The following is a 22,212-nucleotide window of genomic DNA, read 5'->3' as shown; positions in this document are numbered from 1 at the left end:
CGCACTGGCCAGGGAAGGCTGCTATCGGTCAGGCGTCGGCCATGGCGGGCACGATCCGGTACCTGCCAGGCTTCGACGTCTCGGCGAGGCGCCCCTCGGCGAGGAGTCGCTGGAGCTCTCCGGAGACCCATCCGCGCTTCCGGCCGAGCCGCTCGCCGTGCTTCAGGACGTCCACGGGCCCGATCACCATCGTGCCCGTGGCTTCGTACTCGGCGACGATCTCGTCCAGGACGTCCCTGGCCTGCTCCGCGGTGAGGTCCTCTCCCTCAAGCTGCCCGAACGGCACGTTCTCCTCCCCGGGCAGCGGCGGAGGGAGTTCCTCCTGCGGGTCGATGTCCATGTCTTCATCGTCCAGGCGGCTCACGGTCGCCTCCTCGTCCTCGTCGGTCCCAGGGTTCTGCTCCTGGTGGCGGGCGCGTTCCGTGTACGCCTTCCCCACGACGGCCGCCGCCGCACCCGCGGTGATCGGGTCAGGCTTGGCGCCGTTGCGGCCGGCCCACGCGGCCAGAGTCTCCATCAGGGACACCGAGTCCCAGGTGAAGCGCCAGGTTCGGGCAGGCGACGGGTACAGGCTCTCGTCGATTCCAGGGGTGACCAGGTAGCAGTAGCCGGGCCGGCGGTTGCCCCATGCTCCAGGGTGGGCGCCGGCGTCGAGTACCTCGTCGGGGAGCGCGAAGCCCTCGTCGCGCTTGTCGACGCCGAAGCACAGCACGGACGGCAGGGACGCCCTGGTCGACGTGGACATCTGGTCGTGGCTGGGGCGCTGCAGGGACACGATCAGGGCGACGCCGGCGGAGCGGGCTTCCTGGGCGATGCCGGTGAACGCGTCGTCACCGAGAGCGCGGAGCGTGTTCGCGGCTTCCTCGAACCAGGCGACCAGGAACGGCATGCCCTCGCAGCCGCACGGCCCGTCGGGCTTGCAGGAGTGGTCGGGATCGTTCTGGGTGTCGAAGCAGCGAGGTTCCCAGGCCCGGTACTTGTGGGCGCCGAGCCAGCGGGTGCGGGCGGGGATGACGGCCTGGACGGCCTCGACCATGGCTTCGGTACCGGCGCCAGCCTCGACGGCCCAGTCGATGCCGGGCAGCAGCGGCCGGAAGTCCTGGAAGGCCTTGGGGTCGGAAAGCCAGGTGAGGACGTCCTTCCTCGACAGGATCTCGGTCAGGACGTTCAGGGCGCCGTCGCCCTTCCCGGAGCCGGACATCCCGGCGATGAGCACGTGGGTTCCGTTGCGGCCGGCCTCGACGTCGGCGGGCAGCCACAGTTGCAGCGGGTCGCCGTTGTCGTACCGGCCGATGATGAGCGGGTCGGCGATCGATCCGCCGGGGAGGGCGGGGCCTTCCCACAGGATGATCTCGGACAGCATGTCCATGGGCACGATGACCAGGTCGCCGCGGCGGGCCGAGTCGGGGTCGGGGCTGTACCGGATGGCGGTGGTCGGCAGGTCCAGGGCGGATGCGATGCGGGGGAGGGCTCGGGTGACGTCGTCGTTGGTCTGCTCGCCGGCCTCTAGAGCGATCGGCGCCGTTACCCGGTTCGGCTCGACCTTGACCCGCTGCATGAGGGCCTTGGCCAGGCCGACCTTCTCCAGCAGGCCGGCGCCGTCCGTGACTGCCTTCACGCCGTCGGGGTCCCGGCGGTAAATCTGCCGGATGTTCCAGGTCAGCGCGGCGACCGTGCCACCGACGACCAGCCCGTTGTACGAGGGCTCGAAGATGGAAGCCGACGTGAACCAGGTCGCTCCCGCCGCGACGGTGATGGCCGAGTGCAGGCGCCGCTGGGGGCCGGCTCCCGCGCCGGCCCACCAAGTGGCGCCGGTCAGGACGACCGAGCCGAGCGTGAGGCCGATACCCATGGCCGCATCCCCCGACCAGGCAAGGTGGCCGACCGTGCCGGAGATGCCGAGGGCGCCCACGCCGAGCCACGGCGGCAGGTAGGGCTTGGCGCGGTGCAGCAGGTAGGCCTTGATGCCTCCCGCATCGGAGCTGCCTTTCAGCTGTTCCTCGTGCCGCTGCTCGATGTCCTTGCCGGTCATTGGGGTGCCTCCTCTCAGTACTGGAACGGGCGGGCCTGGGCCGGCCGGTTCGGGGTGCGGGCGGACATGATGTCGGAGTACTCGCGCTGGAACGCGGCGTAGGTGGCCGCGGCCAGCGAGGCGGCGTCGGCGAGGGCTTCGCCGGACTTCTTCAGCTTCCGAGCGACCTTCCTGGCCCTCAGCCTGTGCTGAATGATGTTGTCGTCCCGCAGGCCGCTGGCCTGGGAGAGAGCGGCCTGCAGGATCTCGGCGGCCACCATGACCTCGATGGAGGCGTGTACGGCGAACGCTCGCAGGCTGTTGCAGTAGTTCCGCAGCTCGGCCGCCGACGCGAAGGACGGGTCGGGGAGCATGAACTGCGAGCGGCCCTGGCCTCCGCCCTGCTGGCCGCCGCTGCTGCCCATGGTGGTGGTCCGGGTGGAGTTGACGTTGATGTTGGGGCCGAAGCTGAACGACGGCCCGTGCTTGGCCCCGCCGCCCTTGTTCTGCGGGTTGGCTCGGGTGCTGCTGCTTGTGCGCTGCCCGTTGATCGGCATTCGATCTCCTCCAGCTCGGTCCGGGTGGATCCCGGCCCCCACCGCACCCCCGCAGGTGAAACAAATGGTTCACCTGCCGAGGGCGGAAGGGGTCGGGGTTCAGGCGGGGCGGATGTCGTCGGCGCTGACGATGGCGTCGCAGGGGTACGGCTTGTCTACGAGGGCGACCTTGACGGCCCCGTCGGGCGTGTGGCCGAGGATGGTGACGCGCTCGCCGGTGGACTTGAGGCGGAGGTTGTCGTCCGGGTGGGACGGGATCGCAGAGGCGGTGGTGGTCCTGCTCTTCCTGCCGAACATGGGTGCTCCTCGTGGTCAGGCCGGGTGGATCCCGGCCCCCACCACCCCCCGCAGCGAGCGAATTCCGTTACGGATTTCGTTGCACTGCCGAGGGCGGAAGGGGTCGGGGTCAGCGGTAGGCGGCGCGGTCGAGCTTGTTCCGCTCCCGCCGCACGGTCGCCTCGACGGATGTCTGCTTGGCATCCGGAACCTTGGCGAGGATCGCGGCGATAGCCTCCTCGCGGGACGCTCCGGCGGTGAGAGCGACACGGGCCAGGTGGGCGATGTTCGCCTCAGGTTCGGACGGTTCGCGAACCGTGTTCGCCCTGTTCAACGGCGGTACGGGAAGCCCCGAACCGTCCTCGTGTTCGCGGACCTGTTCGGCGGTGATCACTTTCGAGGCACCGGGAAAGTGATCAAACCCCGCGATCTCGTTCAGAGCCCGCTCGGCGGCCAGCAGCTCCAGCCGTGCGGCGACTTCCGCTTTCGCGGCCTGCCGGCGTACACCCGCGATGGCGAGCTTGGCGTTGGCCTTGCTCATCTCCGCGGCGACCCACTGGGAGTCGGCCGGCGACAAGTCCTTGTCGATGTGCTTGAACACGGCCCACCACAGCACCTTGGCGACGATGGACACCGCAGCACCGACCGCGGCCATCTCCCAGCTGCCGGCCAACTGGCCCTCAAGGTAGATGGCAGCCGCGGCAACGAGGGCCAGGCCCCATCCGACCTTCCGGGGGAAGTCCCGCTTGGCCGGGTCGAAGCGGGCCAGCCATTCGAGCAGCAGCACGGACAGCCAGGCGACGTCGAACACGACGCCGGCCGCGTAGCCGACGCCACCGCCGAGGAGGGTGCCGATGCTGTACGTCGACCACACGATCGCTACGAGCGTGAGCGCCAGGACGAGGCCGGAGACGGCGACGAGCGCCATCGAGTCCTTGTCGCGGGGCAGCTTCGGCATCCGCACCGTGTACGGCTCGGACACCTGGTGCGTGGTCCCGTCGATCGTGCGGTCGACGAGCTGGTGCCGGATCTCCTCAATGAACTTCACTGCTGACTCCTTCGGCTACGCGCACCACGCGGTGGGCGGCCAGGTTGGCGCCGTGCCGGTCAGCGGCACGGTTCGCGACGATCAGGGCGGCCATGAGGGCCGGAATCTCGGGGAGGGGCCGGGGCCGCCGGTCGACGGCACGCAGCGCGGCGTGCTCGGTCGGCCGGCGGACGGGCCAGCGGGAGGTCACTCCCCGTCTTGCGGGTCGATGGGGTCGGTGTCGCGCTGCCCGCACCAGTCACAGGCGGTCGTCATCCCTCGTCACCCTCCTGAAGCGACTGCAGGCGGGCCCGCAGCGGCAGCAGCGTGTACAGAGCGTGGGAGGTGAGCGTGGCGGCAAGGTCACCCAGACCGGCCGGGCCGAACTCGTAGTGCTCGCCCTCGATCTCGACCGCCGCCCACACCCCGCGGTGCCCGTGCTCCGCGAACGGGTACTGGCTGAGGAACGCGGTCAGCAGGGTCACGTCGCCGACGCCGGGGACGTGCAGGGTGGCGGGCTGCTCGACGCCCTGGTGGTGGATGTCCGCCCGGTGAATGTCGTCCCGGTGCGGGGTCACGCACCAGCTCGGCTCGACGACGTCGACGGGGCCGTGGTCGACCGTCCGTACCGTCACGATCCGCGGGGCGCTCACAGCTCCACCCGGCCCTGCGCACGCAGCCCGACGAGCTGGGCGTGGACCTTCCGCATGTGGTCGAGCTGACCCTCCAACGTGCGGATGACGTAGGCCAGGCCGTCCGGGTCCAGTCCGGTGATGACCTGGTCCTCAAGGATCTCCACGGTGGCGTGCGGCAGACGTTCGTGCATGTGGTTGGAGAACGGCTCCTGCCGGATGTCGACGGTCAGCACGCGGTGCTCGTCGAAGTCCCGGCCGACCTGCATCGGCAGCCACGCCTCGGACGATTCGGTGGCGCACCAGATGTCGGTGGGGTGGGTCGGCGTCTCGCGGTCCATGCTGTGGTTGACGGTGCAGCCGGGCAGGCAGGTGACCTCCCGCAGCTGGGTCGTGGTGCTGTCGATGAAGGACCACGTGCGGGCCGGCGCCTCGACGGGGAGGGCCTCGCGGGTCCGTGCCGTCGGCTGCGTCGGGACCGCGGTCAGCTTCGGCTCGGGGCGGAACATGCGGGGCAGGTCAGCGGGTACGGTGTTGGACATGGTTCGACTCCCTTTGCGGAGGGGTTCGGATCGCAGGCCCCGGACAGGCGTTGGTAGCGCCTACCGGGGCCGTCCTCGTTTCCGAGGCGATGCCGTCATCTTAGACCCGTTCGCGTCTATCGTGCAACACTCCTCGGGTACTCCAATACGCATGCCGTACACATGAGGATCCGATGCTCGCCTATACCCTTCGATAGCCTGTTATGGAAAACATGCAGGTCAGGGGCCTGTAGTACCTTCGATGCCGGTCAGGCGTTCGGGCGTCACGGACTTGTAAAGCGGGGGTCGTCGGTTCGAACCCGACAGGGGGCTCTGCTTTTCGAAGGCCCCGGACCGTTCAGGTCCGGGGCCTTCGGCGTGTCCGGCCGGGGGTCTTGGGCATGCGCGGCCGGGGTCAGTGGCGGCCCGAGATGCGGTCCGCCAGGCGGGCCAGGGGGGTTGTCGCCGGGCTGTGCGAGGCGCTCTCGCGGCGGTCCGCCTCGCGGTAGGCGGCGTAGAGGGCCTGGACGCCGAGCCAGCGCAGGGGTTCGGGCTCCCAGCGGCGGACGCGGTGGCCCACCCAGGGCAGGGTGGTCAGCTCGGTGGCGTCGCCGAGGACCAGGTCGCGCAGGGTGCGGGCGGCGAGGTTGGCCGTGGCGACGCCCGAGCCCACGTAGCCGCCCGCCCAGCCGAGTCCGGTGGCGCGGTCCAGGGTGACGGTGGCGCACCAGTCGCGGGGAACGCCCAGGACGCCCGACCAGGCGTGCGTGATCTCCGTACCCGTGAGCTGCGGGAAGAAGGCGAAGAGGAGGGCGGTGAGGGCCTCGATGGTGGCGGGCTGGGTGCGGCCGTCGTTGTCCGTGCGGGAGCCGAACCGGTAGGGGACGCCGCGGCCGCCGATCGCGATGCGGTCGTCGGCGGTGCGCTGGGCGTACATGTACGCGTGGGCCATGTCGCCCAGGACCTCCCGGCCCGACCAGCCCAACCGGTCCCAGGCGTCGGCGGGTAGGGGCGCGGTGACGATCATCGAGGAGTTCATGGGGAGCCATGAGCGCTTCTGGCCCTTGAGGGCGGCGGTGAAGCCTTCGGTGCAGCGCAGGACGTGCGGGGCGCGGACGGTGCCGTAGGGGGTGACGGCCTTTCCGGCGGAGATCTCCGTGACCGGGGTGGATTCGTGGATGACGACACCGAGGCGTTCGCACGCGGCGGCGAGGCCCTTGACCAGCTTCAGCGGGTGGACGCGGGCGCCGTGCGGGCTCCAGCTGGAGCCGACGGCGTCGGCGACGGCGATGCGCCGCTGGGTGGCGGCGGCGTCGTAGAGCTCGCGGTCGGTTTCGCCGAAGGCGAGTTCGGCGGCGTGGAAGGCCTTCAGGCGGCTGAGCTGGGCGGGGGTGCGGGCGACTTCGAGGACGCCGCCGCGGTGGATGTCGGCGTCGATGCCTTCCTTGGTGGTGACGTCGATGACCTCGGTGACGGTGTCGTTCATGGCCTGCTGGAGGCGGCGGGCGGCCGGGTGACCGTGGAGGGCGGCGTAGCGGTCGCGGCCGGCGATGCCGTTGTAGAGCCAGCCGCCGTTGCGGCCGGAGGCGCCGTAGCCGCAGAACTTCTGTTCGAGGACGGTGACGCGGAGGTCGGGGGCGGCCTGCTTGAGGTAGTACGCCGTCCAGAGCCCGGTGTAGCCGCCGCCCACGATGACGACGTCGGCGGTGGCGTGGGCGGTGAGGGGGGCGCGGGGTGGGGTGCGGGGGGTGGTGTGGTCGGTCGCGTACCAGAAGGAAATGCCGCCGTTGATCGTCATGGGGGGATTGCTACACGGGGTGGCGCGGGGGTGTCCAGGGACGGACTGTCGCGCCGTGGGGCGTGATGCGGGGCCGGATGTCCGGTGTGGGTGGGGTGGCGGGGGCCGTAGGGGGCTGGCGGAGGTGGGGGCGCGTGGCGTCGGAGGCGTCGGAGGCGTCGGAGGCGTCGGATTAGGGTGCTCGGATGATTCGTAGCGCCGTGGTCACCGATGTTCCCGTCCTTCACGCGATGATCCGCGAGCTCGCGGAGTACGAGAAGGTGCCGCACGAGGCACGCGCCAGCGAGGAGCAGCTGCGGGAGGCGCTCTTCGGGGAGCGGCCGGCGGTGTTCGCGCACGTCGCGCAGGCGCAGGACGGCGAGGTCGTCGGCTTCGCGATGTGGTTCCTGTCGTTCTCGACGTGGCGCGGGGTGCCCGGGATCTACCTGGAGGACCTCTACGTACGGCCTGGCGTGCGCGGCGCCGGCCACGGCAAGGCGTTGCTGCGGGAGCTGGCACGGCTCTGCGTGGAGCGCGGGTACGAGCGGTTGGAGTGGTCGGTCCTGGACTGGAACGCGCCGGCCATCGACTTCTATCGATCGGTCGGAGCGGTGTCCATGGACGGGTGGACCGTGAACCGTCTGACGGACGGCGCGCTCCGCAAGCTGGGCGGGGCGCCGTGAGCGCACCGGACCCCTTGCCGCCGGTCGGCGCCGCGCTCAAGGCCGCCCGCGCGGAGGCCGAGCGCTTGCGCGCGTGACTCGGGGCCGGCTGCCCGGCTGCCCGGCTGCCGCACTGTCTGGGGGGCTTGTCAGTGGTGTGGGTCACGATGGGGGGATGGCGCGAAAAGGGCAGCAGCAGACGGTGAAGGCGGCGCGGCGGGCGGAGGTGCGGTTGCCCGGGCTGTCGGCGTGGGAGGGGGGCGAACTGGAGCCGGACGGGGACTACGACGCGCTGGAGTTCGCGGATCTGGACCTCACGGGGCACGACGCGGCCGGGGCCCGCTTCATGGACTGCGCGGTGCGGCGGTGCGTGCTCGACGAGGCGGGGCTGGCGAAGGCGCGCTTCCTGGACTCCGTACTGGAGGGCGTGCGCGGGGTGGGGACCGACCTGTCGGAGGCGTCGCTGCGGGACGTGGAGCTGGTGGACGCCCGGCTGGGCGGCGTGCGGATGCACGGGGGCGTGCTGGAGCGGGTGGTGGTGCGCGGGGGGAAGATCGACTACCTGAACCTGCGGGGGGCGCGGCTGCGGGACGTGGTCTTCGAGGGGTGCGTGCTGGTGGAGCCGGACTTCGGGGGTGCGGTGCTGGAGCGGGTGGAGTTCCGGGACTGCGCGTTGCGGGGTGTGGACTTCAGCGGGGTGCGGATGGTGGACGTGGATCTGCGGGCGGCGAGCGTGCTGGAGATCGCGCGGGGGGTGGAGGCGCTGGCCGGGGCCGTGATCAGCCCGGGGCAGCTGTTCGAGCTGGCGCCGGCGCTTGCGGTGCAGCTGGGCGTGCGGGTGATCGCGTAGCGGGCGGGGTGGGCCGGCCCGGGCCGGGGCCGGGGGCTGGGGGCGGGTGCCACGCCGTTGCCGGGGGCGCTGCCCCCGGACCCCCGCGCCTCAAACGCCGGCGGGGCTGGAATTGTGCCCCGGGCCTGGAACTGTGCCCCGGGCCTGGGCGGGGCGGTCGGCCGGGCGGGCCGCCGCTGCCGGGGCTCCGCCCCGGACCCCCGCGCCTCAAACGCCGGCGGGGCTGGAGTGGGGGCGGCGGGCCTGGGTGGGGCCCGGCTGGATGGGGCGGTCGGGCTGGGCGGCCCCGCAGGGGTTAGGCCGGGACGCGGGGGAAGCGTGACTGGAGGGTCCAGATGACCGGGTTGTCGGCCAGGCCGTCGTGCATGTCGACGAGGTCCGCGATGACGTCGTGGAGGAAGTCGCGGGCCTCTCGGCGCAGCAGGCGGTGGCTGAAGGTGAGGGGGGCTTCCTCGGGCGGCATCCAGTCGGCCTCGATGTCGACCCAGCCGAAGCGGCGCTCGAAGAGCATGCGGTCCGTGGACTCGGTGAAGTCGAGCTCGGCGTGCTGGCGGTTCGCGGAGCGGTTGCCGCGCGGGTCCTGGTCGAGCTGCTCGACGATGTCGCACAGCGCCCACGCGAAGTCCAGTACGGGCACCCATCCCCAGGCTGTGGACACCTCCCGGTCCTTGTCGGTGTCGGCGAGGTAGACGTCCCCGCAGAACAGGTCGTGGCGCAGGGAGTGGACGTCCGCCGAGCGGTAGTCGGTCTGCGGGGGGTCCGGGAAGCGCCGGGAGAGGGAGTAGCCGATGTCGAGCACGTATCCGATGGTGTCACGGGTACCGGGGCCGCTCGCACACGCAGTAGTCCCCGCGCCCGAAGCGGGGGGCGTGCGTCATGAGGGGAGGAGGCGCTGTTCCTTGGCCACCGCGACCGCGCCCGCGCGGGTGTCGACGCCGAGCTTGTCGTAGATGCGGCCCAGGTGGGTCTTGACCGTGGCCTCGCTGATGAACAGGGCCCGGGCGATCTCGCGGTTGCCGAGACCGCGCGCGAGCTGGCCCAGGATGTCGAGCTCGCGGTCGGTCAGGGTGGGGCGGGCACCGCGCATGTGGGCCATGACGCGGCTGGCGACCGGCGCGGAGAGGGTGGTGCGGCCCTGGGCCGCCGAGTGGATGGCGGCGAAGAGCTCTTCGGGGCGTTCCGCCTTGAGGAGGTAGCCCGTGGCGCCCGCGCCGATCGCCCGGGTGATGTCGGCGTCCGTGTCATAGGTGGTGAGGACCAGGACGTGCGGGGGACGCGGGGCTGAGGTGATGCGGCGGGTGGCCTCCACGCCGTCGATGCCCTCGCCGAGCTGGAGGTCCATCAGGACCACGTCGGGGTGGAGTTTGGCGGCCAGGGCGACGGCCTCCTCGCCGCTGCCCGCTTCGCCGAGTACCTCGATGTCCGGTTCGCTGCCGAGGAGGGCGAGGAGTCCGGCGCGGACCACCACGTGGTCGTCGCAGAGCAGGATCGTCGTCATGGGGTCGGCTCCAGGGGGATGGCGGCGGAGAGGACGGTGCCCTCGCCCGGGGTGGACTCGATCGTCAGGGTGCCGCCGAGCTGGCGGACGCGGGCGCGCATGGCGGGCAGCCCGTGGCCGCGTTCGGCGGCGTCGGTGCGGGGCTCGGTGAAGCCGTGGCCGTCGTCGGCGACGTCCAGGACGACCTGGTCGCCGAGGAAGCTCAGCGTGAGGGCGGCCGTACGGGCGCGGGAGTGCTCGCGGACGTTGGCCAGCGCCCCCTGCGCGATGCGCAGCAGGGCGGACTGGACGCGGTCGGGGAGCGGGGCCGGGGTGCCTTCGAGGTGGAAGCGGACGTCGATGTCCGGGCCGGCGTCCAGGGCGCGCAGGGCGTCGGCGAGGCCGGCGCCGTCGGCGAGCTCGGACGGGGCCAGGTCGTGGACGAGCCGGCGGGCTTCGGCGAGGCCGTGCGCGGCGATGCCGGTGGCGGTGCGGACGTGCGCGCGGGCGGTGGCCGGGTCGGCGTCCCAGGTGCGGTCGGCGGCCTGGAGGAGCATCTGCTGGCTGGAGAGGTTCTGGGCGAGGGTGTCGTGGATCTCCATGGAGAGCCGCTGGCGTTCGGCGAGGGTGCCTTCGCGGCGCTCGGTGGCGGCCAGTTCCCTGCGGGTGCGGATGAGGTCGTCGATCAGGGCCCGCTGGGCCTGGGCCTGGCGCTCCATGTGGACGAAGACGGCGGTGGCGAGGGCGGCGACGGCGGGCGGGGCGAGGAGGAGGTTGGGGTCGAAGGACTTGGCGAGCTTCAGCTGGGCGATGACCACGAGGCCGGTGAGGAGGGCGACCAGGACGATCGCGGCGCGTGGGGGGAGGGTGCGCAGGGCCGTGAAGAAGAGCGGTACGGCGCACCAGGCGAAGCTCGGCGCGAGGACGACCAGGACCACCCAGGTGGTGACGACCAGGCCGAGCCAGAGGAGGCGGCGGGTGGTGGGGGCCGGGCCTCTGCCAGTGGCTGTGCCTCTGCCTGGGCCTGTGCTCGTGGGTGTGCCTCTGCCGGTGTCTCTGCCTGGGCCGGGGCCCGTGCCGAGGGCGGGGCCGAGGACGTAGAGCAGGGCCAGGGTGACGCTGAGGGCGATGATCCAGGCGGTGCGCGGGTCGCCGGGGTGGCGCAGGAGGAAACGGATGAGGGAGGCGCCGAGGAGGAGGAAGAAGGCGGTGTGCGCGACCGTCGCCAGGGTGCGGGTGTCGTCGCGCGGCGGGGCGGGGGGCACGGGTTGCTCCTCGGTTCGGGGCACGGGTCCATTGTCGGCCGGGGGGTCGGTGCCGCGCCGTTGCCGGGGGGCGCTGCCCCCGGACCCCCGCGCCGCAAACGCCGGCGGGGCTGAATGGTCGCGGCCCGGGCTGGATATGGGGCGGTCAGGGTGATCGTTGTCGGCCTGGGGGCGGGGCGCATCGGCCGATCGGTTGACCCGGGGGTCAGCCGGTGGGGTGGGCGGGGGAAGCCGGTACGGGGACGGGGTGGCGGGGGGTTCGGGGAGAGGGTGGGAGAAGTCACCGCCTCACCCGATTCCACGCCTTCTCAGGAGCAGAGATGAACACCCGCACCCGCGTTCTCACCGGTACCGTCCTCGCCGCCGCCCTGGGCGCCGGGACCTTCGGCGCCGTGAGCGCCAGCGCCACGCCCGCCGCCAACGGTGCTCCGGCCGCCGCCGTGGCCAAGAAGAAGGACGAGGCGAGCGACAAGAACTTCACCACGTCGACGCGCATCACCGTCGACGCCGCCACCCGCGCCGCCCAGGCCGCGCTCCAGGCCGCCCAGGCCGAGAACCAGAAGGTGACGGTCGCGGTGGTGGACCGCAACGGCAACACCATCGTCACCCTGCGCGGCGACGGCGCCGGCCCGCAGTCCTACGAGTCGGCGCAGCGCAAGGCCTTCACCGCCGTGTCCTGGAATGCCCCGACCTCGGTGCTCGCGGGCCGCCTCGCCCAGACCCCGAACCTGAAGGACATCCCCGGCACCCTCTTCCTCGGCGGCGGCACCCCGGTGCAGTCGAACGGCGCCCCCGTCGCCGGCATCGGCGTGGCCGGCGCCCCGAGCGGTGACCTGGACGAGAAGTTCGCCAAGGCCGGCGTCGACGCCCTGGCGAAGTAGGACGCCGCAGGAGGCGGCAGGGCGCCCGCTCGGGCGGCCCGCCTAGGATCGCCTGCGTGGAACACCGTGCGCTCTACCGCCTCGCCGTCCCCGCCGTCGCCGCCCTGCTCGCCCTCACCACGGCGTGCACGGGCGGCCCGGTGCAGGGACGGCCGGGCGCGTCGGGGCTGCGCGACCCGTTCTTCCCCAAGGCCGGCAACGGCGGTTACGACGTCGACCACTATGAGCTGGACCTCGACTACGACCCCGCCGACGGGCAGTTGAACGGTACGGCCGTCATCACCGCCCGCGCCCGGCAGGGGCTCAGCTCCTTCAACCTCGACCTCAGCGGCCTCGCCGTCGAGGGCGTGACCGTCCAGGGCGCGGACGCCCGGTACAACCGGACCGGCAACGAGCTGACCGTGCGTCCGGCCGTGGACCTCAAGCAGGGCGAGGTCTTCCGTACGGAGGTCGACTACGCCGGGAAGCCGAAGACCCTGACGGACGTGGACGGTTCCAAGGAGGGCTGGATCGCCACCCCGGGCGGCGGCGCGGTCGGCGTGGGCGAGCCGGTCGGTTCGATGGCCTGGTTCCCCGGGAACCACCACCCCAGCGACAAGGCCGCCTACGACATCACGCTCACCGTCCCGCACGGCTACGAGGCCGTGTCCAACGGCGAGTTGCGCTCCCGCACCGACACCGGCGACGGCCGGACCGCGTTCGCGTGGCACAACCCGGAGCCGATGGCGAGCTACCTGGCCACCGCCGTCGTGGGCAAGTACCAGGTGACGACCGGGCAGACGCCCTCCGGGATCCCTTTGTACGAGGCGGTCGCGCCCGCGGAGGCGGCGGCGAGCGCGGGGAAGCTCGCGCGGCTGCCGGAGATGCTGGAGTGGGGCAGCCGCCGTTTCGGGCCGTACCCCTTCGGCACGGCGGGGGCGATCGTGCTGCCCGCCGAGTCCCTCACCTACGCGCTGGAGACCCAGACCAAGCCCGTCTTCCCCGGTGCGCCCGGGGAGGAGGAACTCGTGCTGCACGAGCTCGCCCACCAGTGGTTCGGCAACTCGGTGTCGCCGAAGTCCTGGAAGGACATGTGGCTGAACGAGGGCTTCGCGACCTACGCCGAGTGGCTGTGGGCCGAGGACCACGGCGGTCCCACCGCGCAGCGGCACTTCCAGGCCTTCCTGGACGGGGACACGGCCGTCGATGAGGCCGCCGACTCCGACTGGGCCGCCTTCCCGCCGGGCTCCCCGCCGGGTCCCGAGCACATCTCGGCGGCCCCGGTCTACTACCGCGGCGCGATGGTCCTGCACCGGATCCGCCAGGAGGTGGGCGACGAGAAGTTCTTCGACCTGGTGCGGGGCTGGGCGGCCGGGCACCGGCACGGGAACGCGGACACGGCCGACTTCACCGCCTACGCGCAGGAACGGACCGGGCACGACCTGAAGAGGGTCTGGGACGTGTGGCTGTACGGGAAGGGCCGTCCCAGTTGATCCGGGTGCCGTGCGGCCTAGCAGGCGTAGCATCGGAAGTGTGACGGCTCGCAGGGGACTCACCACCAAGAGGAGGTGGCGTCCATGCCTGAGGTCCTGGGGATCGGGCATCTCGCCCTGACCGTGAGCGAAGTGAAACGCAGCGCGGACTTCTACAACCGGCTGTTCGATACGCAGACGGTGGTCGACGTGGAGGACGAGTACGGCCCGTTCGTGGCCGTCGCCTCCCCGGCTTTCGTCCTCGGCTTCCGTACGCACGGGACCACCGACCGGGCGGACGCCTTCGACCCGGCACGGGTGGGACTGGACCACTGCGCCTTCCACGTGGCGGACCGCGCGGCGCTGGAAGCCTGGGAGTCCCGGCTCGACGAGCAGGGCATCGCGCACTCCGGCATCGTCGAGGACCCGTCGGGTCTCCACCTCAACTTCAAGGATCCGGACAACATCGCCGTGGAGTTCTACCGTCCCGCCGGTCAGGGCTGACGGGACCATAGTGAAGCCCCCTCCCCGGCCGGGGAGCGGGCTTCACCGGTTCAGCCGTCTCAGACGTTGACGCCGAAGTCCTGGGCGATGCCGGTCAGGCCGGAGGCGTAGCCCTGGCCGACCGCGCGGAACTTCCACTCGGCGCCGTTGCGGTAGAGCTCGCCGAAGACCATGGCGGTCTCGGTCGCCGCGTCCTCGGAGAGGTCGTAGCGGGCGATCTCGGCGCCGCCGGCCTGGTTCACGACGCGGATGTACGCGTTGCGGACCTGGCCGAAGTTCTGGCTGCGGGTCTCGGCGTCGTAGATGGAGACCGGGAAGACGATCTTGTCCACGTCGGCGGGCAGGCCGGCGAGGTTGACGTTGATGGCCTCGTCGTCGCCCGCGCCCTCGCCGGTGCGGTTGTCACCGGTGTGCACGATGGTCTGGTCCGGCGTGGACCGGTTGTTGAAGAAGACGAAGTGGCCGTCGGAGACGACCTTGCCCGTCGGGTTGACCGCGATGGCCGAGGCGTCGAGGTCGAAGTCCACACCGGTGGTCGTGCGGACGTCCCAGCCGAGGCCGACCGTGACGGCAGCGAGGCCGGGGGCCTCCTTCGTGAGCGAGACGTTGCCGCCCTTGGACAGGCTGACAGCCATGGGAATGTCCCTTTCCTCATCCGACATGCACGCACAGCACGTACAGGCGGTCAAAGTACCGCTGCCCCCTATAACGCGACGAGGGGGTCATCGGGTTCCCGTCGGGAAATGCGGGTGACGGGGGCGGGGCGGGGACGGATCATAGGGGCATGCCTGGTCCCTATGTCATCCGCGGTTCGGTCGTGCTCCCCGAGGGAGAGCTCGCCTGGCGGTTCTCGCGTTCCTCCGGACCCGGCGGTCAGCACGTGAACACCTCGGACTCGCGCGTGGAGCTGATGTTCGACCTGGCGGCGACGAACGCGCTGCCGGAGGTGTGGAAGGAGCGGGCGCTGGAGCGGTTGGCGTCCCGCCTGGTGGGCGGGGTGGTGACGGTACGGGCCTCCGAGCACCGCTCGCAGTTCCGCAACCGGGAGATGGCGCTGGTGCGGATGGCTGCGCTGCTGGCGGAGGCGACCGCGCCGCCGCCGAAGTCGCGGCGCGCGACGAAGATTCCGCGGGGGATCAATGAGCGGCGCCTGCGGGAGAAGAAGGCGCGGGCCGAGACCAAGCGGGGGCGGACCGGGCGGGACTGGTAGCCCTGCGGGCCGGCTGGCTCCCGGGCCGTACCGTGCGACGCCGTTGCCGGGGGCGCTGCCCCCGGACCCCCGCGCCTCAAACGCCGGCGGGGCTGGAATGGTGCCGGCTGGGCTGGATTGACGGACCTACTGGCCCAAGTGCCGGTAGCGGCCGCGGAAGTAGGTCAGGGGCTGGGCGTCCGGGTGGGGGACGGTGGAGGTCAGGACGCGGCCGATGACCAGGGTGTGGTCGCCCGCCGGGACGCGGTTCTCCGTGCGGCACTCCAAGGTGGCCAGGGCGCCGGTCAGCAGCGGCGCGCCCGAGGCCTCGCCGCGTACGTACGGGACGTCCGCGAAGAGCAGGCGGTCGCTGATGCGGCCCTTCATCGCGAAGCGGCCCGCCACCTGGAGCTGGTGTTCGGAGAGGACCGACACCGCCCACAGCGGCTGCTCCTCCAGCAGGTCGTCCATCCGGGAGCCCTCGCGCAGGCTCACCAGGACCAGGGGAGGGTCCAGGGACACCGACATGAAGGCGGTCGCCGTCATGCCGACGTCCTCGCCGCGCGGACCGTCCGCCGTCAGAGGGGTCTCGTGCGCGGTGATCAGGCACACGCCCGCCGCCAGCCGGGACATCGCTGTCCGGAACTCGTCATTGCTCACTCCCTCAGCATGGGGGTTCGTCGGGGCGGGGGTCGGTACGGGGGTCGTCTTCAGCACGGGAAAACGCTAATCTCGCCCTCCGCCGCGCACATCGGGCCTTCGTCCGAGTCGCGCCCCCGCCCCTTGGCCTAGGCCCGGGCGTATCGTTTGCTCACGGGAAGGTGAGGGAGCGCTCCCAGCCGTCAGGAGTCCCCGCACGCACCGCTGTTCATATCATGTGACTTGAGTCACAGAGGGCAAGATTTGTTGACCCTGTGTACCTGCCGCACAGCTCACTGTGATTCAGTGGACGGGACACCGCAACGAAACGCCGATGACAAACCTGGAGTTGCTGTCGAGGTCTCGGGGAGAGCGAGCAATGGAGACCGAGTCGGAGCCGTACGTCCGTCTTGCGACCCTGCGGCAGCTGCACCGGGTGGTGGCCGAGCTCAATACGGCCCGGAGCCTGGCGGACACTCTGCAGACCGTCGTGGACGGCATCGTCGTGGGCCTCGGCTACGAACTCGCCTGTGTCAACCTCGTACGCCCGGACGGTGATCTGGTCGTCGCCGCCTTCGCGGGCGACCCCGCCGCCGAAGCCCTCATCACCGGCCGCGTCGGCTCCCGCAGCTCCTGGGAACGCCGCCTGACGATGGGTGAGAACTGGGACGGCCTGCGCTTCATCCCGCACACCGAGGGCTGGATCCTCCTGGAGGACGACGTCCCGCAGTGGCACACCGACGGCCCCGATCCGCGGTTCGAGGACGAGTGGCACCCCGAGGACCGGCTCTACGCCCCCATGTACGCGTCCGGCGGGGAACTCCTGGGTGTCATCTCGGTGGACAGACCGCGCAATGGCCGCCGACCGGGCGCGTGGGGCCGCGAGGCGCTCCAGATGTACGCCTTCCAGGCGGCGATTGCGATCAGCAATGCCCGGCTCCGCGCGAACATGCAGCGCGCCCTCGTCCGGCTGGAGCGCGAGCAGCAGGCGCTGCGCGCCAGCGAGGAGTCCTTCCGCCAGGCCTTCGAGTACGCACCCAGCGGCATGGCCATCGCCGAGATGGGCGGGGACCAGCACGGCCGGCTCCTGCGGACCAATGACGCGCTGTGCCGGCTGCTGGGGCGGCCCGCCTCCGTGCTGCGGCGCTACTCCTTCTCCGACCTGGTGCATCCCGAGGACATCGGGACGCTGCTGCGCACCTCCGCCGAGGGCGGCCGCGCCGAGCTGCGCCTCGGCCGGCGCGACGGTACGTATGTATGGGTCTCGCTGCGCAACTCCGTGGTCGCCGACGCCGCCGACGGGCCGCGGTTCCTGCTCACGCACGTCGAGGACATCGAGGAGCGCAAGCGGCACGAGCTCCAGCTCGCCCACCGCGCCAGCCACGACTCGCTGACGGGCCTGCCCAACAGCGCCGAGCTGCGGTCCCGGCTCGGCGCCCGGCTGTGCCGCAGACCGCAGTCCGTACGGGCCACCGCGGTGGAGGCCCTGGACGCGGCCTTCGAGGGACGCGACGGGCGCGAGGGGTACGACGTGCGCGTGGGGCATGACGGGTACGAGGTGCGGGCCGAGGCGGGTGCAGGCGGTGAGCACGGGTTTCCGTCCGACGGGTCCGACGGGCATGGGGCGAATGGGATCAATGGGGCGAACGGCTCCCACGGCCCCCATGGCGGCGGGGCCGACCCCTACGAGTACGCCGGGGTGCCCTCCGCCCGGACCGACGGCCCGTACGACCACCACGTGCACATGGTGGCGCCCGCGACCGACGTCGACGACGGGACGAAGGGGCTCGCGGTGCTCTTCTGCGACCTCGACGGCTTCAAGTCGATCAACGACCGGTTCGGGCACCACACCGGTGACGCGGTCCTGATCGAGGTCGCCCGGAGGCTGACGACGGGCGTCAGGGACGGTGACACCGTCGCTCGGCTGGGTGGTGACGAATTCGTCGTCCTGGCCGACGGACTGGGCGCCGCCGACGCCGCCGACCTCGCCGTCCGGCTGCGCAACGCCATCATCCCGCCGATCCGGGTGGACGGCCGTGCGGTGCGGGTCGGGGCCAGTTTCGGCATCGGCTGGGCCAGCTGCGGCATGTCGGCGGACGAGGTGCTGCGCTCCGCCGACCAGCGGATGTACATCGAGAAGCGGTCCCGGTCCAAGACGCACCGCCGGGCCGGCTGAGGCGATCTGTCGCCCGTGTGTGCACGTGTTCGGGGTAGGCTCCCGGGGGTCGAAAGGAGTGACCTGCGATGACGACGCCCGCGAACAACGGCCCGCACGGTGGGGCGAACAAGCCCGAGGACGACGATCCGTTCGGCTACCTCTACGAGGACGGCCAGGCGGCCGGAGCCACACCGCCCGGCCAGGGCGGCGCATACGGCTACCCGGGGCCCGCGGCAGGTGGTCCTTCCGGCGCACAGCCCGGAGTTCCCCGCACCTCGCACCACCAGGTGCGGACGGTCGGCGAACGCCGGAACGGCGGCGGCCAGCGCGGCCAGGTGCCCGCGCAGCAGCCCGCGGCCTACCAGGCCCAGTACCAGGCTCCGGAAGCCCTCCAGGCGGGCGGCTACGGCGTTCCGCAGCAGGCGCAGCCCCCGCAGCACCAGACCCAGCAGATCGCGCACTCCGGCGGCCACGGTGGCCACGGCGGTGGCGGCTCCAGCCGGCGGGGTCTGCTGATCGCGGCCGTCGCGGTGGTCGGCGCGGTCGTGATCGGCATCGGCGCGGCCCTCGCCTTCGGCGACAAGGGCAAGGACAAGAACGAGGACACCGCCGGCGGCGGCCAGCAGTCGCAGGCCCCGCAGAACCCGGCCAGCCCGGCGCCGAGCTCCCCGCAGCCCACGGAGGCACAGCTGCCGAAGGCGGACTTCGCGGGCGCCGGCATGTCCCTGACCGGCGGCGCGCGGCTGGAGAACACGCTGCCGGGCGCGAAGAGCGCCGGCGGTCAGTACGTGACCGGCCTGAACGCGGTCGGCGCCGCGGCGACGTGGACGCTCGACGTGCCCAAGGCGGGCGGCTACAAGCTGAAGATGACCTACGGGGTGCCGGGCAAGGACGCCTTCACCACGCTCACGGTCAACGGCGAGGTGCAGAGCCGTCCGATCAGCATGAAGAACTACTCGAAGGCCGCCGAGGGCGACTGGGCCAAGGGCTGGACCAACACCTACTCGATCGTGCAGCTCAAGCCGGGGTCGAACACGATCAAGATCTCGTGCGAGGCGGGCAACCAGTGCGACGCCGTCCTCGACCAGCTGTGGCTCGAGAAGTCCTGACCCCCGGCTCCCGGGACCTGCCTTAGTCGGCCGTCGTGACCTTCACCGACCCCCGTACCTCCTCGTAGGTGCGGGGGTCGAACTCTCCCGCCACCGGGGCGAGTACCGTCGCCGCCGCCAGGGCGACGGCGCGGGTGAGGCGCTCCGGCCACTCCAGGCCCTCCACCAGGGCGGACAGCAGCCCGGCGACGGCGGAGTCCCCGGCTCCGGTGGGGTTGCCGGACAGCGGCTGCGGCGGGGCGGCCCGCCAGGTGCCCTCCGGGGTGGCGGCCAGCAGTCCGTCCGGGCCCAGCGAGGTGACCACCGCGTGCGCGCCCCGGCGGCGGGCGTCACGGGTGGCGGGCAGCGGGTCGCGGGACCCGGTGAGCTCGGCCAGCTCGGCCGCGTTCGGCTTGATGATCTCGGGGCGGGCCGCGACCCCGCGGCGCAGGGCCTCGCCGCTGGTGTCCAGCAGGACGGGCACCCCGATCGCGCGGGCCTGGCGCACGAGCGTCGCGTACGCGCTCACAGGTACGCCCGGCGGGAGGCTGCCGCACAGGGCGACGGCGCGGGCCCCGGGCAGGAGTTCCTCGTAGCGGGCGAGGAACAGGGACCACTCCGCGGGCGTGATCAGCGGGCCCGGCTCGTTGAACTGGGTGGTGTCGCCGGAGTTCTCGTCGACCACGGCCAGCGTGCGCCGGGTGCTGCCCTCGCAGGGGAGCAGGGCGTCGGTGACGCCGCCCGACCGCGCGAGCAGGTCGCGTACGACGGAGCCGGTCGGGCCGCCCGCGAAGCCCGTCGCGGTCACCTCGTGGCCGAGCGCGGCCAGGACGCGGGCGACGTTGATCCCCTTGCCGCCGGGGCGTTCGGTGACGGCGGCCACCCGGTGCGAGGCGTGCGGAAGCAGCCGCGGCACGCGGTACGTGACGTCGAGTGCGGTGTTGAGCGTCACGGTCAGGATCATGGGTACCCCCGGGTCTGTTGCTGCCGGGATCATGCCAAAGAGATGGCGGTCGGCCCAGTCCTCGGGCCGACCGTCCTGCGCGCAAATAGCCGCTTGGCCGTCATATCGCCGCTCAAACGGCCGGATTGACGATCCATTCGCCACGGCGCATGACGCCCTTGACGTCGAAGGCGGCGTCGAGGACGACGAGGTCCGCGTACTTGCCGGGCTCCAGCGAGCCGATCTCGTCGTACAGGCCGATCAGCTTGGCCGGGTTGGCGGAGATCGCCTGCACCACGGATTCCACCGGGAGCTCGTCGACCGTGACCGAGCGCTTGAAGGCGGTGTCCAGGGTGAGCGTGGAACCGGCGATGGAGCCGCCCTCCACGAGCCGGGCCACACCGTCCTTGACCTCGACCTCCAGCGGGCCCAGGTGGTAGGTCCCGTCGCCGAAGCCGGCCGCGTCCATCGCGTCGGTGATCAGCGCCACGCGGTGCGCGCCCGCGTGGTGGAAGGCCAGCTCCAGGGCGGCGGGGTGCAGGTGGGTGCCGTCGTTGATCAGCTCGACGGTGATCCGTTCGTCCTCCAGCAGCGCGGCGATGGGGCCGGGTTCGCGGTGGGCGAGGCCGGGCATCGCGTTGAAGAGGTGGGTGGCCACGGTCGCGCCCGCGTCGATGGCGGCGCGCGTCTGCTCGTACGTGGCGTCCGTGTGGCCGATCGCGGCGATGACCCCCTGCTCGGCCAGCAGCCGTACGGAGGCCAGCCCGCCCGGCAGTTCGGTGGCGAGGGTGACCATGCGGGCGGCGCCGTGCGCGGCGTCGACCAGCTTGCGGACCTCGGCCGGGTCGGGGTCGCGGAGCAGGTCCTCCTTGTGGGCGCCCTTGCGGCAGGGGTTGATGAACGGCCCCTCGAAGTGGATGCCCGCGATCTCGCCCTGCTGGGTGAGCTCGGCGAGGAGCCCGGCCCGCCGGGCCAGTGCGTCGAGGTCGCCGGTGACGGTGGAGGCGACCAGGGTGGTGGTGCCGTGCTCGCGGTGGGTCCGTACGCCCTTGAGGACCTCCTCGGCGGTGCCGGAGGTGAAGGAGGCGCCGCCGCCGCCGTGGTTGTGCATGTCCACGAAGCCGGGGACGATCCAGTGCCCGGACAGGTCGACGGTCCGCGCGCCCTCGGGGGCGCTGCCGGCGATGCGCTCGCCCTCGACGATGACCCTGCCCCTGGTCACGGTTCCGGTGGGCAGCACCACCCTGGCGCCGGAGAGAACGGTGCTGTGCGCGCTTCCGGACATCAGGCAGGTACCTCCGTGGCGAGTAGGTCCCAGGCGAGCAGCCCTGCGCCCAGGCATCCGGCGGTGTCCCCGAGGGCCGCCGGCACGATGTGGGGGAGCCGCTGGAACGTCACGCGCTCCTCCACGGCCGTCCGTAGTGGTGTGAACAAGGTTTCCCCGGCCTCGGCCAGCCCGCCACCGATGATCAGCGTGCTCGGGTCCAGCAGGGTGATCGCGGTGACCAGCCCGTCGGCGAGGGCGCCGACGGCGGCCAGCCAGACCTCCCGGGCGCGTGCGTCGCCCGCCTCCACGGCCTTGGCGCAGTCCGCGGCGTCCGCGTCCGGGTCGCCGCAGGCGGCCGCCCAGGCGCGGCTGACGGCGGAGGCGGAGGCGAGGGTCTCCAGGCAGCCGTGCTGGCCGCAGCCGCAGGCGGGGCCGCCGGGGCGGACCACGATGTGCCCGATCTCGCCCGCGTAGCCGTGGGCGCCGGCCTCGATGCGGCCGGCGATGCCGATGGCTCCGGCGATGCCGGTGCCGAGGGGGACGAAGAGGAAGCGGTCGGCGCCGCGGCCCGCGCCGATGCGTCCCTCGGCGAGTCCGCCCGTACGGACGTCGTGGCCGAGGGCGACCGGGATGCCGCCGAGGCGGCTGCCGAGCAGCGCGCGCATCGGTACGTCGCGCCAGCCCAGGTTCGCCGCGTAGACGGCGATCCCGTTCCCGGCGTCGACGATGCCGGGGACGGCGACTCCGGCGGCCGAGGCGGCCCTGCCGTAGCGCTCGCGTCCGGTGTCGAGCAGCTCGGCGGCGAAGGCCTGGATCGTCTCGACGACGGCGTCGGGGCCCCGCTCGCGGCCGGTGGCACGGCGCGCTTCGTACAGCAGGGTGCCGTCGGCGGCGACGAGGGCGGCCTTCATCCCGGTGCCGCCCACATCGAGGGCGATGACGTGTTTCACGGGTTTCACAAGGACAGTCTCGCGTGCTCGGCGGGGAAAGGTCTAGTCCATTGAGGGGGATTGTTGAGCGGCCATACAAATTCGGGA

The 22,212-nt window shown here is 72.2% G+C and carries 23 protein-coding genes; 8 read left to right on the top strand and 15 right to left on the bottom strand.

The window, feature by feature from the left end; all coding sequences use genetic code 11:
• Positions 1 to 28: 28 nt before the first annotated feature.
• From traB to AC07DU_RS08380, 7 genes are all read right to left on the bottom strand, one after another.
• The gene (gene traB, locus AC07DU_RS08410) at positions 29 to 2,032 is read right to left on the bottom strand and encodes a plasmid transfer protein TraB (RefSeq protein WP_479110323.1); all 2,004 of its coding nucleotides are present in this window, start codon (positions 2,030 to 2,032) and stop codon (positions 29 to 31) included.
• A 14-nt stretch (positions 2,033 to 2,046) separates the two neighbouring features.
• The gene (traA, locus tag AC07DU_RS08405; RefSeq protein ID WP_479110321.1) at positions 2,047 to 2,568 is read right to left on the bottom strand and encodes a plasmid transfer protein TraA; all 522 of its coding nucleotides are present in this window, start codon (positions 2,566 to 2,568) and stop codon (positions 2,047 to 2,049) included.
• Between the two features lie 99 nt (positions 2,569 to 2,667).
• Positions 2,668 to 2,865 carry a hypothetical protein gene (locus AC07DU_RS08400; protein WP_479110319.1) on the bottom strand — a complete coding sequence of 66 codons (198 nt, stop codon included), beginning with the start codon at positions 2,863 to 2,865 and terminating at the stop codon, positions 2,668 to 2,670.
• 109 nt (positions 2,866 to 2,974) lie between these two features.
• Complete coding sequence (locus tag AC07DU_RS08395; RefSeq protein WP_479110317.1) at positions 2,975 to 3,892, bottom strand: hypothetical protein; 918 nt, start codon at positions 3,890 to 3,892, stop codon at positions 2,975 to 2,977.
• A 251-nt stretch (positions 3,893 to 4,143) separates the two neighbouring features.
• Entirely contained in the window at positions 4,144 to 4,524 is a 381-nt protein-coding gene (locus tag AC07DU_RS08390) for a DUF6907 domain-containing protein (RefSeq protein ID WP_479110315.1), read from the bottom strand.
• Positions 4,521 to 5,045 (bottom strand): DUF6907 domain-containing protein, encoded by a 525-nt coding sequence (locus AC07DU_RS08385; RefSeq protein WP_479110313.1) that lies wholly within the window; start codon positions 5,043 to 5,045, stop codon positions 4,521 to 4,523. The genes AC07DU_RS08390 and AC07DU_RS08385 overlap by 4 nt, the downstream gene beginning before the upstream one ends.
• Before the next feature lie 394 nt (positions 5,046 to 5,439).
• Positions 5,440 to 6,822, bottom strand: a complete 1,383-nt coding sequence (locus AC07DU_RS08380; RefSeq protein ID WP_360894113.1) for an NAD(P)/FAD-dependent oxidoreductase — start codon at positions 6,820 to 6,822, stop codon at positions 5,440 to 5,442.
• Between the two features lie 185 nt (positions 6,823 to 7,007).
• Between AC07DU_RS08380 and AC07DU_RS08375 the strand changes: the two genes are divergently transcribed.
• Both AC07DU_RS08375 and AC07DU_RS08370 read left to right on the top strand, forming a co-directional pair.
• The gene (locus tag AC07DU_RS08375; RefSeq protein WP_479110311.1) at positions 7,008 to 7,484 is read left to right on the top strand and encodes an N-acetyltransferase family protein; all 477 of its coding nucleotides are present in this window, start codon (positions 7,008 to 7,010) and stop codon (positions 7,482 to 7,484) included.
• Between the two features lie 154 nt (positions 7,485 to 7,638).
• The gene (locus tag AC07DU_RS08370; protein ID WP_360894095.1) at positions 7,639 to 8,313 is read left to right on the top strand and encodes a pentapeptide repeat-containing protein; all 675 of its coding nucleotides are present in this window, start codon (positions 7,639 to 7,641) and stop codon (positions 8,311 to 8,313) included.
• A 295-nt stretch (positions 8,314 to 8,608) separates the two neighbouring features.
• Here the strand turns inward: AC07DU_RS08370 and AC07DU_RS08365 are convergent, their stop codons facing one another.
• The 3 genes from AC07DU_RS08365 to AC07DU_RS08355 all read right to left on the bottom strand — a co-directional run bounded on the left by AC07DU_RS08365 (position 8,609) and on the right by AC07DU_RS08355 (position 11,079).
• Positions 8,609 to 9,112, bottom strand: a complete 504-nt coding sequence (locus AC07DU_RS08365) for a hypothetical protein (protein WP_360894403.1) — start codon at positions 9,110 to 9,112, stop codon at positions 8,609 to 8,611.
• A 75-nt stretch (positions 9,113 to 9,187) separates the two neighbouring features.
• Entirely contained in the window at positions 9,188 to 9,811 is a 624-nt protein-coding gene (locus tag AC07DU_RS08360; RefSeq protein WP_453374362.1) for a response regulator, read from the bottom strand.
• On the bottom strand, positions 9,808 to 11,079 hold the full coding sequence (locus AC07DU_RS08355) for a sensor histidine kinase (protein WP_479028988.1): 1,272 nt from the start codon (positions 11,077 to 11,079) through the stop codon (positions 9,808 to 9,810). Before AC07DU_RS08355 ends, AC07DU_RS08360 begins: the two co-directional genes overlap by 4 nt.
• A gap of 296 nt (positions 11,080 to 11,375) precedes the next feature.
• On the opposite strand from AC07DU_RS08355, the gene AC07DU_RS08350 reads away from it, so the two are divergent.
• From AC07DU_RS08350 to AC07DU_RS08340, 3 genes are all read left to right on the top strand, one after another.
• A complete protein-coding gene (locus tag AC07DU_RS08350; RefSeq protein WP_479110308.1) occupies positions 11,376 to 11,936 on the top strand; it encodes a GlcG/HbpS family heme-binding protein in 561 nt (186 codons plus the stop codon).
• A 56-nt stretch (positions 11,937 to 11,992) separates the two neighbouring features.
• Positions 11,993 to 13,408, top strand: coding sequence for a M1 family metallopeptidase (locus tag AC07DU_RS08345; protein WP_479110306.1), 1,416 nt, complete (start codon positions 11,993 to 11,995; stop codon positions 13,406 to 13,408).
• A gap of 84 nt (positions 13,409 to 13,492) precedes the next feature.
• Positions 13,493 to 13,891, top strand: a complete 399-nt coding sequence (locus tag AC07DU_RS08340; protein WP_453374664.1) for a VOC family protein — start codon at positions 13,493 to 13,495, stop codon at positions 13,889 to 13,891.
• A 59-nt stretch (positions 13,892 to 13,950) separates the two neighbouring features.
• Here the strand turns inward: AC07DU_RS08340 and AC07DU_RS08335 are convergent, their stop codons facing one another.
• Complete coding sequence (locus tag AC07DU_RS08335; RefSeq protein WP_360894077.1) at positions 13,951 to 14,526, bottom strand: TerD family protein; 576 nt, start codon at positions 14,524 to 14,526, stop codon at positions 13,951 to 13,953.
• Positions 14,527 to 14,675: 149 nt separating this feature from the next.
• Between AC07DU_RS08335 and arfB the strand changes: the two genes are divergently transcribed.
• Positions 14,676 to 15,101: an alternative ribosome rescue aminoacyl-tRNA hydrolase ArfB gene (gene arfB, locus AC07DU_RS08330; protein ID WP_360894074.1), complete on the top strand. Its 426-nt coding sequence runs from the start codon at positions 14,676 to 14,678 to the stop codon at positions 15,099 to 15,101.
• Between the two features lie 126 nt (positions 15,102 to 15,227).
• On the opposite strand, the gene AC07DU_RS08325 is transcribed toward arfB, so the two are convergent.
• Complete coding sequence (locus tag AC07DU_RS08325; RefSeq protein WP_479028981.1) at positions 15,228 to 15,797, bottom strand: flavin reductase family protein; 570 nt, start codon at positions 15,795 to 15,797, stop codon at positions 15,228 to 15,230.
• A 301-nt stretch (positions 15,798 to 16,098) separates the two neighbouring features.
• Here AC07DU_RS08325 and cdgB point away from each other — a divergent pair, with 301 nt between their 5' ends.
• Positions 16,099 to 17,895, top strand: coding sequence for a diguanylate cyclase CdgB (cdgB, locus tag AC07DU_RS08320; RefSeq protein WP_360894068.1), 1,797 nt, complete (start codon positions 16,099 to 16,101; stop codon positions 17,893 to 17,895).
• 68 nt (positions 17,896 to 17,963) lie between these two features.
• Positions 17,964 to 18,986, top strand: coding sequence for a CBM35 domain-containing protein (locus tag AC07DU_RS08315; RefSeq protein WP_479028979.1), 1,023 nt, complete (start codon positions 17,964 to 17,966; stop codon positions 18,984 to 18,986).
• Between the two features lie 22 nt (positions 18,987 to 19,008).
• On the opposite strand, the gene AC07DU_RS08310 is transcribed toward AC07DU_RS08315, so the two are convergent.
• The 3 genes from AC07DU_RS08310 to AC07DU_RS08300 all read right to left on the bottom strand — a co-directional run bounded on the left by AC07DU_RS08310 (position 19,009) and on the right by AC07DU_RS08300 (position 22,125).
• Positions 19,009 to 19,929 carry a 1-phosphofructokinase family hexose kinase gene (locus AC07DU_RS08310; RefSeq protein ID WP_479028977.1) on the bottom strand — a complete coding sequence of 307 codons (921 nt, stop codon included), beginning with the start codon at positions 19,927 to 19,929 and terminating at the stop codon, positions 19,009 to 19,011.
• Between the two features lie 112 nt (positions 19,930 to 20,041).
• Complete coding sequence (gene nagA / locus AC07DU_RS08305) at positions 20,042 to 21,193, bottom strand: N-acetylglucosamine-6-phosphate deacetylase (protein ID WP_479110303.1); 1,152 nt, start codon at positions 21,191 to 21,193, stop codon at positions 20,042 to 20,044.
• Positions 21,193 to 22,125, bottom strand: a complete 933-nt coding sequence (locus AC07DU_RS08300) for an ROK family protein (RefSeq protein ID WP_479029057.1) — start codon at positions 22,123 to 22,125, stop codon at positions 21,193 to 21,195. The genes nagA and AC07DU_RS08300 overlap by 1 nt, the downstream gene beginning before the upstream one ends.
• Between the last annotated feature and the right edge of the window lie 87 nt (positions 22,126 to 22,212).

The sequence above is a fragment of the Streptomyces sp. NPDC045695 genome, assembly GCF_056432025.1.
Note: the sequence above shows the minus strand (reverse complement) of the source record. Positions and strands in the feature narration are given on the sequence as shown.